The sequence below is a fragment of the Mucilaginibacter sp. OK098 genome, assembly GCF_900142915.1.
Classification (GTDB): domain Bacteria; phylum Bacteroidota; class Bacteroidia; order Sphingobacteriales; family Sphingobacteriaceae; genus Mucilaginibacter.
This window is the reverse complement of sequence record NZ_FRCM01000001.1, coordinates 119560-130395: the sequence shown is the minus strand read 5'-3', so window position 1 is coordinate 130395 and position 10836 is coordinate 119560. Positions and strand designations below refer to the sequence as shown.

Annotated in this window: 6 protein-coding genes; 2 read left to right on the top strand and 4 right to left on the bottom strand. The window is 40.6% G+C overall.

Features of this window, described 5'->3' with window-relative positions; all coding sequences use genetic code 11:
* Positions 1 to 103: 103 nt before the first annotated feature.
* Positions 104 to 697, bottom strand: a complete 594-nt coding sequence (locus BUE31_RS00445) for a 2OG-Fe(II) oxygenase (RefSeq protein WP_073399222.1) — start codon at positions 695 to 697, stop codon at positions 104 to 106.
* Positions 698 to 975: 278 nt separating this feature from the next.
* Positions 976 to 2451, bottom strand: coding sequence for an alpha/beta hydrolase-fold protein (locus BUE31_RS00440; RefSeq protein ID WP_073399220.1), 1476 nt, complete (start codon positions 2449 to 2451; stop codon positions 976 to 978).
* A 658-nt stretch (positions 2452 to 3109) separates the two neighbouring features.
* Between BUE31_RS00440 and BUE31_RS00430 the strand changes: the two genes are divergently transcribed.
* Positions 3110 to 5491: an ABC transporter permease gene (locus tag BUE31_RS00430; RefSeq protein WP_073399216.1), complete on the top strand. Its 2382-nt coding sequence runs from the start codon at positions 3110 to 3112 to the stop codon at positions 5489 to 5491.
* 82 nt (positions 5492 to 5573) lie between these two features.
* The gene (locus BUE31_RS00425; protein WP_073399214.1) at positions 5574 to 5762 is read left to right on the top strand and encodes a hypothetical protein; all 189 of its coding nucleotides are present in this window, start codon (positions 5574 to 5576) and stop codon (positions 5760 to 5762) included.
* Positions 5763 to 6068: 306 nt separating this feature from the next.
* On the opposite strand, the gene BUE31_RS00420 is transcribed toward BUE31_RS00425, so the two are convergent.
* Positions 6069 to 7499 (bottom strand): RagB/SusD family nutrient uptake outer membrane protein, encoded by a 1431-nt coding sequence (locus tag BUE31_RS00420; RefSeq protein ID WP_073399213.1) that lies wholly within the window; start codon positions 7497 to 7499, stop codon positions 6069 to 6071.
* An 11-nt stretch (positions 7500 to 7510) separates the two neighbouring features.
* Positions 7511 to 10537 (bottom strand): SusC/RagA family TonB-linked outer membrane protein, encoded by a 3027-nt coding sequence (locus BUE31_RS00415; RefSeq protein WP_073399212.1) that lies wholly within the window; start codon positions 10535 to 10537, stop codon positions 7511 to 7513.
* Between the last annotated feature and the right edge of the window lie 299 nt (positions 10538 to 10836).

Below are 10836 nucleotides of genomic sequence, written 5' to 3'. Positions count from 1 at the left end.
TTTATTGCCTAAGCAACTTGGTCTTGAGTCGAAAGGTATTGAGTTCTGAGTGAGAAAAAATCAAAATTTGATTTAAGACTTGCGCCTTAAGACTGACTTTGTACTAATTTGTTTTTAACCAGCCGGTGATGCTCATCCGTGGTTTGTTTGTTAGTAACACCTCGTGCTCCAGGTCAGCACTTTTAAAAAAGACACTTTTACCATCTATCGGTTCGATATCCTGGAGTTTACCGGGGTGATAGATCCGCAGTTCGCCGCCATCGGCTCTTACCCAGTCTTTATTTAAGTACATTATCATTGAAAAAGCCCTGTTTCCATTATGTTTAAAATGATCAAGATGCCTCCCGTAAAAACTTCCTTTTTCATAAAGTGCATAATGAAACTCATAGCCAGTAATGCCTGCATAACAGGTACTGTTTAAATAGGCTACAAAAAGATCAACAAGGTTAAAAAAGTCATTTTCATGAGGATCATTATGAATCTTGTCCAACCAATAGATCTTATCGCTTCTTAACAGCTTGTCATGGTTTATAATTTGATCATTCCCCGTTCCTGCTGATAGCAGTTGCCTGCCACAATAAAGATCATGCAGATTTTGGGTTAAATGAGCGGCGAGCGTACTATTTAAAAAATCCTTTGCAATACCCACCTGGCCGGCCAGGTAACTATCTATCAGTTCATTAAATATAAGTTCCAATCCGGTGAAGGTAGCATTAAACTTTAGCCATTCGCGATTTATAACTATTTACTCAGGGCAAACGCATTAAAAGGAGGCTCCGATGGAGCCAAAACAGGAATATTACGATTTTCTACAAACAGGATACTCCTCCGGAGTGAAAAATCAATTAATAAGCTCCGGAGGAGCAGACTGTTTATAGACAATTGCTAAAAGTTTGAAAGGCTCCATCGGAGCCTCCTGCAAATTTGATTAGCGGACCATAAGAAAAATGAGTTATTTTAATGCGTTTGTCCTGACTATTTACCGTTCTTATTTGATTTTGCCTGCCATTCCATATACTTCTGCTTTAAAAAGTGATTGCCATCTTTTACATATTCAGGCGTTGATAAGGTAAAATGATCCCCGGGATAATAAGCAAACTGAAACGTTGAGTTTAATTTTTTCATTTCCGCTTCCAGCATTACAACAGCATAGTTCAAAAGGAAATTATCCTGTTTACCTACCGAGATCCGGAGCTTGCCTTCCAGGTCAGGTTTTATTTGCTCCCAATTACTTCTTAAATATAAAGAGATATCATACTTTTTCCAGTTAGAAAAAACAGCGGTATCAATGGCACCGGTGGCGCTATTGCAAATGCTCAATGGCAATCCATCGGCCCCTTTTTTGCTAAAAACAGCGTTAAAAGAGTGCATTTGCTCACCGCGATAGATTACTTGCTCGGCCAGGTAAACATTTTTCATGGTAGCCCATGGGAAAAAGCCGGCAACTGTTGCAACCAGGTTTAAAGTACTGTCTTTACCATAAAACATATTTTTGTCGGCATACATATTAATTTTTTGAAAGCTCCTGAAATCAACAGGGTCAGGTGAGCTCGACCAGCATCCATCAAAAACCTTTGGATAATGCGTTTGCAGCCAAGCTACCGTCCACCCTCCGCTGCTGTGCCCGGTTAATAACTTTGCGCCATTACACCTGAATTGTTTTTCCAATAAGGGAATGAACTCGGTAGTTAAAGCATCGCCCCATGGGCCATTATTATCACTGTTTGCATAAACACTATGTCCTAAAGGGCAATTACCATCAAGATAAACCACTATTACCGGCACACTATCAATAGGAGTGCTTGGCATAGCATATCCTGAGTAACGATGATAGTCGCCACCATAACCTGAAACTTTGAAAAGGACCGGGAATTTCCGGTCGGGCTCTGTATTATATTCTTTGGGAAGGATAACTGCCGCATCAACTGTTACCGGCTTACCCTGGGATTTGCTAAGAAGCGCCGAGGGAGCCTTTAATTCTTTCACAAATTCAGTTTCTTTAAAAGCGGGAAGCTCTGCAACCACTTTATCAGCATAAAGGTAATAACTTGTTTTAGTGTTTTTATTTATATCGATCTTTACAGGATCGTTGTAAAAATTTCCGGGACTTTCGGCTATTGTGCGGCCACCCATGTTTTTATCCCACACTACTTGTGCATAATATTGGCCGCGCTCAATGTCCGATAAAAGAGCTGGAAAACCGGCTGCTTTATCATCTATTTTAACCGTAGCACCGGGCTTTACATTCTTTACATAAACAGAAAAACAAGGATCTGACCCAAACCCTACCATACTGCTTTTAGGAATCTTATTTTCTTTGGATAAGTAAAGGACAACGTACCCGGTAAATGTTTGATTAGATGATGAAGCGTAGGCCACCTCAAACTGTTGTGCAAATCCATTAAAAACAACTGAAGAGACAAGTAAAATGCTAAATAGAAATTTTTTCATTGTGGTGTTTGGTTTTTACAAATATATCATAGAAATCAACACAAATGCCGGCGGCAAAATTTTCATTAAACTTTTTTAATAGAGTCACATAATTTTAATTAAAATAGTTATTTGAAATGCGTGATTTTGTGCTTAACTTAGTATAACCAATTTTCTAAACCTATTTATTCAGAGGATGTTATCATGAAGAAGAAAACTACTATAGTTAATCAGCCTGATAAGACTGAAGCTAGTAAACCAGAATCACCGGCTCATACAATTATTCTATTTCAGAAATTATATCGGGATCACTCTTATTGTGATCATTCACATGGCAGGGTTAATAAGTTTCCGTTTGGCAGCGGTCATGGGCCAATGTCGTTTTAAGAAATTGATTTAAGATCAGTTTCAAGCGCTGTTGTTGTTTTAACCGGCTTATGCTACGTTCAAACCTGGTTTCCCAGGTATGAAGTTGGCATATTAACGACCGGGTTCAATATAAAAGTCGGCTCTTTTTCAAAACAGCTTTATAACCTCCTCTCCCACCCAAAACCGAACAATCTACCGTACGAAAACGATACATCCTATTCAATAAAAAAACATATAAAATAATTATTATCAGCGCGTTACAAACATGGCATGAAATTTTAGCAGCGTTAATTCTCAAACGCGTAATACCATGATCAAAAACTACCTCAAAACTGCCTGGCGTAACCTTATTAAAAACAAAGTACACTCCTTTATTAACATTGCAGGATTATCAGTTGGTATGGCTGTGGCTATACTGATCGGTCTTTGGATCTGGGATGAGTTGTCTTTTGATAAATCTTTTCAAAATTACGATCACATTGCCCAGGTAAAACAAAACGTTACCAATAACGGCGAGGTACAAACCTGGGAACAGGTACCCTACCCCCTGGCTGCTGAACTGCGAAAAAGCTATGGCAGTGATTTTAAATATGTGGTAATGGCGGTAGGTATGGGCAATCATTTATTAGCTCTTGACAATAAAAAAATCACCCGCAACGGTGGCTTTATGGAAACGCAGGGCCCTGAAATGCTAAGCCTTGAGATGCTGAAAGGCGCTAAAAGCGGCTTGAAGGACCCTACATCTATCCTGATCTCTGCATCAACAGCTAAAGCCTATTTTGGTGATGCCGATCCTATAAATAAAACATTAAAAATAGATAACCAGATCCTGGCAAAAGTAGCAGGCGTTTACCAGGATCTGCCCCGAAACTCAACCTTTGCCGATCTTGGCTTTATCGGGTCGTGGGAAATGTTTTATAATGCCAATGATATAAAATCAATGAACGAGCCTTGGCGACCTAATTTTTGTACCTTATACGTACAAATGGCCGACAATGCCGACATGGCCGTTACATCACTAAAAATAAGGGATGTAAAGCTGCATAAAGTAAATGCGATGCTTGCCAAAAAGAAGCCCGCCCTTTTTTTACAACCAATGAACAAATGGCATTTATATGATGAGTTTAAAGGTGGAAAAAACGTTGGCGGCCGCATCCAGTATGTTTGGATGTTTGGTATTATAGGGTTATTTGTACTGTTGCTGGCTTGTATTAATTTCATGAACTTAAGCACCGCACGGTCAGAGAAACGCGCTAAAGAGGTGGGCATTCGCAAGGCAATAGGTTCGCTGAGAGGACAACTGATCTACCAGTTCTTTAGTGAATCCCTTTTATGTGTGGCTATTGCTTTTTTGCTGGCAGTACTATTTGTACAATTAAGCTTACCATTTTTCAATGAAGTGGCCGATAAACAAATGAGCATTCTTTGGGGTTCGCCATTATTCTGGGTGCTGAGTATTGGCTTTAGCTTGCTTACAGGGTTAATAGCAGGTAGTTATCCGGCGTTTTACCTTTCTTCTTTCCAGCCTGTTAAAGTATTAAAGGGTTCATTCAAAGTTGGGCGATTTGCCGCCATCCCGCGCAAAGTACTGGTTGTGGTTCAGTTTACAGTATCAATCACGCTTATTGTTGGTACTGTAGTGGTTTTCCGCCAGATAAAGTTTGCCGAGGACAGGCCTGTGGGTTATAGCCGCGACGGTTTGGTATCTGTTCCAATTGGGACACAGGATATCCATAAAAATTATGAAGCGGTAAAAGACGAGCTATTTAAAACAGGTGCTGTAGTTTCTATGGCCGAAGGCGATGTTGCCCCTACTTCATCGGCAGGCAGCACAAGCGCTATTGAATGGAAAGATAAGGACCCTAACCTTAGTGTGGATTTTCAGCAAGCGGCAGTATCACCTGAATATGGCAAAACAGCCGGCTGGCAATTTAAAGGTGGCCGCGATTTTTCCAGGGAATTCATATCCGACTCATCAGCAGTGGTGATTAATGAAGCTGCGGTGAAATTTATGGGGCTTAAAAACCCTGTGAATGACTATATAAAATATTACGGAAACCAATTCAAAATAGTGGGTGTAATAAAGGATATTATTGTCGATTCGCCATATGGACAGGTAAAGCCATCAGTATTTTTTCTTAACAAGGGCCCGGGGAGCACAGTATTGCTTAAAATAAACCCTAAAATAAGCGCAAATAAAGCTGTGGAAACTATTGAGCCAATATTTAAGCGCTTTAATCCCGAGCAACCGTTTGAATACAATTTTGTTGACCAGATTTATGCCAAAAAATTTGGTAATGAACAGCGTGTGGGTAAGCTGGCTGCATTTTTTGCCAGCCTGGCTATCCTGATCAGCTGCCTTGGCTTATTTGGGATGGCATCATTTATGGCTGAACAGCGGGTAAAGGAAATTGGTGTGCGCAAAGTGTTAGGCGCTTCGGTATTTAATCTTTGGAGCATGTTATCCACTGATTTCATCAGGCTGGTTACCATTTCAATATTGATCTCAACCCCGGTTGCCTGGTACCTGATGCACAACTGGTTGCTGCACTTTGATTACAGGTCTACAATCTCCGGCTGGATCTTTGTATTAACCGGTTTGGGCGCTATAGCAATCACTTTATTTACGGTAAGCTTCCAATCGGTAAAAGCAGCGCTTGCTAACCCGATAAAGAGCTTAAAAACAGAGTAAATAATATGCGAAAATCACTATTTATTCATTTATTGTAATTATTTTCAATAATTATCGTCATATAAACTAAATCAACCCAAACATGAAAGCTTTAATATTTATCACAGTAACCGGTGGCTTGCTTGCCAGTTCGCTTTTGGAGTGTAGTCAGCTGGCAAAGTATGATCTTTTTTACCATGCCGACCATAAAACAATTACTGTTAAAAAATGCTGCTGCAATCAAAATAAAATTGCCAGGGCCACCTGTGTTAAAAAATCGCCAAAAGCCTAGTTAATTGCTGGTTAGCCATTGGTAATTAATCATTGGTCACAGCACCTTTCATATTCGCCGGATCAATACTATTCATTGTTATATATACACGAAAAAAGTCACCCACCTCGCGTGGCTGACTTTTTTTATTAACTATTAACTGACCAAATGTTTAACGACAAACTATCTGGTGGTATTGCAAACATAAACTATTGGCGCTTAGCTAAACATGTGAAAATCACCCTATAAAAAGTAATATAAACATCCATTATAAAAACAACAAAAGCAGGCTGATAATCAGCCTGCTTCATTTTTTCACTATCAATTTTAATAGCCGGGGTTTTGTTTTGTATTTGAATTGGCATCAATTTCGGCCTGCGGAATTGGCAAGATCCGTTTGTTAAACCCAACGGGGATATTTTCAAGTGATGGTGCTGAATCATCCTGCTGAGGGCGATCAATTGGCAGGTTTAACCTGGTAAAATCAAAGTACCTCAAGCCCTCAAAGGCAAGCTCTTTTCTTCTTTCATTAAGTATATCAGTTATCAGTTGTGCACCGGTTGAAGCGTACCCTGTAAATGCCGGATCGCGTTGTTTTGCTAACTGATTCAAATAAATTAAAGCATTGGCATTATCACCAGTGTGGGCATAACTTTCAGCAAGGGTAAGCAATACTTCTGCGTAACGGATAATCTTAATATCATCCTTATCGCTCGGGTTAGTAACATTACTATACTTATTGTTTACCAATGCGGGGTCGCCCAGGTGATCACCTTCATATATTAATCCTTTACGCGCATCCGTTACGGCATATTTACTATAAAGGTCCTTCGTAACCAGTGCATCTCCATAACCATCCTGCGAATAAAAATAATCTAAACCATCAAAATTGTTATTATTAGCAGTTGTTAAGGCCAGCTCAAATATAGTTTCCATACCGTTTGATACGCCGCTTGGATTTGCCCAGTATGCAACAAGGTTATCGGCAGTTGTTAGCGTATATCCACCGTTATTAACAACGTCAAGCGCGGCTGTTTTTGCATTAACATAATCGCCTTTGTACAAATATACCCGGGCTTCAATAGCTTTAACCGCATGCTTGGCTATGTAATAAGAATTGGTTTTATGTAATGATGTTCCGGCTTCGGGCATAAGCATAAAAGCGCTGTCCAAATCGCTTATTATTTTATTATACACCTCAGATACCTTTGCCCTTGCAGGTTTTGTAAACGCTGTTGCCGGGCTTGTTGGCGCTGTTATAATTGGCACTCCATCCGCATTCGGATCCACAGTATATGGTTTGGCGAAAAAGTTAACCAGCTCAAGGTAACAAAGAGCTCTTGCCGCGTAAGCTTCGCCTTTAAGCTGTTTCACATCGTCGTTTGAAGCCACATTTGCGGCAATAATGCGGTTAGCCTGTAATATGGAATAATATCCTTGCGAATAAATATCATTAGCCTCGCCGTTAGTGGCAGTAAACGTATAATTATTTTCGGACTGGTACCGGCCCGAGTTGTTATAACTGATGTAAATATTATCAGCCAGCAAATCGCCCAATATTGGGATATCACGCCCGAAGAAGTTGGTACGGCTCATGGCGGCATACATACCATTTACAGCTTCATTTAAATCAGTAGGCGTTTTTATAGCTCCGCTTATTGGGATAGCCGCCGGCGGACTTTGGTTCAGGAATTCTTTTTTGCAGGATGCCAGCGCAGTTATAGCCGCGAGTGACAAACAGATATATAATTTTTTCATTTTCTTATTTTTTATAGTCCAACATTTAAACCTATTGTGAATGTTCTAACCTGCGGAACTTCCAGGTTGCTTATACCTGTTACACCTACTTCAGGGTCAAATGGTAAATGCTTATCATAGGTTTTAGTAAATAAGTTGGTTCCCCGTCCGTACAGGTACAGCCTGGTTATTCCTGCCTTCTTCAAGTAATCAATGTTTTTAAAATCATAACCAACTGTAAGGTTTTTCAGGCGGATATAATCACCTTTATATAAAAACCTGGATGATATATCTGACGATTCGCCATCATTTGTACCGCCCAGCACAACTTTCGGAACATCAGTTATCTGGCCCGGGGTAGTCCACCTGCGGGTATAAACATACTGGTACCTGTTATTAGGCAAATAAGTACCATCGGCCAGGTAATAAGCGAAACTATCAAAAACATAGTTGCCGAAATTGTAATATACATCTGCAGATAACGTGATGCCTTTATAGGTAAAAGTGTTGTTAAAACCTCCAAATCCTTTCGGGTCTGCCTGTTTAGCTGCTACACGGGCTGCGTCACTATAATTGTTGGTGGTAGCTTTTTTCGAAGCATCGGTATACCATAGTGCGTCACCGTTAGCAGGGTCAACCCCGGCATACTGGCGCATGTAATAGGTATAAAAGTCCCGGCCTTCATTTACCCTGAACACACCACTGATATATGGAGAATTATCAGATAGTTGGGTAACTGTATTTTTATTCAGGGCGATGTTAAAGCTGGTGTTCCAGGTAAAATCCTTCGTTTTAACGGGTACGCCTTTAATTTCAAATTCAAACCCTTTGTTAACCATAGCGCCAACATTTGACGTAATTGTAGGGAAGCCGGTAGTTAATGAGATTGGAACAGCCTGGATCAGTTTATTAATATTGTTGTGGTAATAATCAACATCAAAGCTTAAACGATCGTTAAAAAACCCAAAATCAACACCGACATCAAATTTGTGGGCCGACTCCCAGGTTAAATTCGGATTACCTATATTATTAAAGTTCTGGCCGTTCGCGCCGCCATAATTTGCGCCATACGCGGCCGTTGTTTGGGTAAAATAATAATTATTGTTACCAAAGTTTGCGTTACCGGTAGTACCGTACGAACTGCGAAGCTTGGTTGATGAAAAGATGCTCTGTTTTCTGAAAAAATCTTCTTCATCCAAATTCCAGGTACCGCCTATTGAGTAAAAATCGCCATAGCGGCTACTGCTGCCAAATACTGATGAACCGTCCCGCCTGTAAGTTGCACTAAGCACATACTTGTTTTTAAAGTTTATGCTGGCCCTTGAATAAATAGCATCAAAAGTATAGTTACCAAAGCTGGCCTGTGCCTGGATAGGAACCGAAGCATTAATAGAGGTAATAAGGGTGGGCTGACTAACCGGGAAACCATTTGCATTGGTTACCAAAAAGTAAGCCTGGTTTTTCTGTGCTTCATAACCTACCGTTGCACTGATTGTAAAATCTTCGCTGCCGCCAATTTTGTACTTATAGTCGAGCTGGTTGCGGGTGATGAAATTAAAATAACGTGTATAGTTATCATATGCGCTGCCGCCGCTTGATACGCCATCGCCCTGTATCGGGTTATTATATACATTTTCTTCTAAAGCGTCATAATCAATACTGGCAAATGAGGTAAAATTAAGCTCATCCCAAATGTTCCATTTTACCGAGCCGGTACTTAAGATCCTGGTAATATTAGCCTGGTTTTTATCATTGCCTACCAGCCATAACGGGTTAAACGTACTGGAGAAATTTGTTGCACCCGAACTTTTTGAATTGATAGAGCCATCGTCATTCCGGGCCAGTTGGAACGGACGCAAAAAATAGGCTGCTAAAATAGGGTTTGCATACGCTCCGCCATTAGTTGGTGTATTTTGAATGATGTTTGATGCATTTATGTTCAGGTTAAGCGTAACACGTTTACTGATGTTATGATCAATGTTCAGCAAGCCATTTATCCTTTTAAGTTTTGAACCTATTGTAGTGGCATCCTGTTTAAAATAGCCACCAGACGCAAAAACACGGGTATTATCGCTTCCGCCGGATACAGACAAATTGTATTGCTGCTGGCTGCCGTTACGTGTAACCAGGTCATACCAGTTATTATAGCGCCCGTTCAACCCATAGCTTTTTGATACGGAAGCAATTGCAGCATCACCATACCCATAATTTCTTAAACCTTCAATAAACAACTCTTTAAACTGCGGCCCTGTTAACGGCTTACCGTCCTCAGGTAGCGGCAGGTTGTTTGTCCGTCCTATCTCTGTGTCAAAACGTACCTGGGTTTTGCCATTCTTACCTTTTTTGGTATTTATTACAATTACGCCGTTTGAGCCCCGCGAACCGTAAATAGCCGTTGCGGCTGCATCTTTCAACACAGTGATGTTATCAATATCATCCTGGTTTATACCGGCAAGCACGTTTGTTGAGGTAGTAAGGGACGACAGATCGCCTGAGTTTATTATGGCTCCGTCAATTACATAAAGCGGGTTTGAGCCTGCTCCAATTGAGCCTACGCCCCTTAAACGAACCTGTACGTCAGCGCCTGGCTGGCCCGAGTTTGATGTGATATTTAAGCCTGCAACTTCACCCTGTAACGATTCCATAGGCGAGCTGAAGGGCTTGTTCTCGTTTTGCCGCCCGTTAACAACAGATGCGGCTCCTGTATACCCTTTTTTAGCAAGTGAACCATAGCTGTCCTTTACAACAACTTCGGTAAGCAGGTGGGTATCGGCCAGTAATTTCACGTTATATAAACTGCCATCGCTAATGGTTAATTTAAAAGTTGTGTATCCAATATATGAGAATGAAAGCACCTGCCCGGCGCTGGCTGTAATTTCATAATCGCCATTGTTATTTGTTAATACGCCCTGGTTAGTTGCCTCTAACCTTACGGATACTGCCGGCAGCGGCAATCCATCGTCACCGGTAACCTTACCAGTGATTTTTTTGCTTTGTGCTATTGCTAAGGAAACCCCTGCTAATAACAGCAAGCATATGCTAAGTAATTTTTTTTTCATATTATTTTTATTGATGTGTAATGGCTTACTGTGAATATGTAAGCTGAATGTATTTTTTCAAAGCATTGGCATTTTGCTATGTGGGTGCACTTTTCATCATAATGTAGCCTGTTAATAATTAATAAATAGCAACATTACCGGGGCCGGTAAGTGCCTAATTGTAATATTAACCATAATGGTTTCGGGCTGGTGTGCGGCAATCACCCTCATATGTGCAGCAATCACCATTATGATAATTTTGACACACCAGGGCATAAAAAAACCGGCAGCTGTGAAACTACCGGTCGCCCTTACAATAC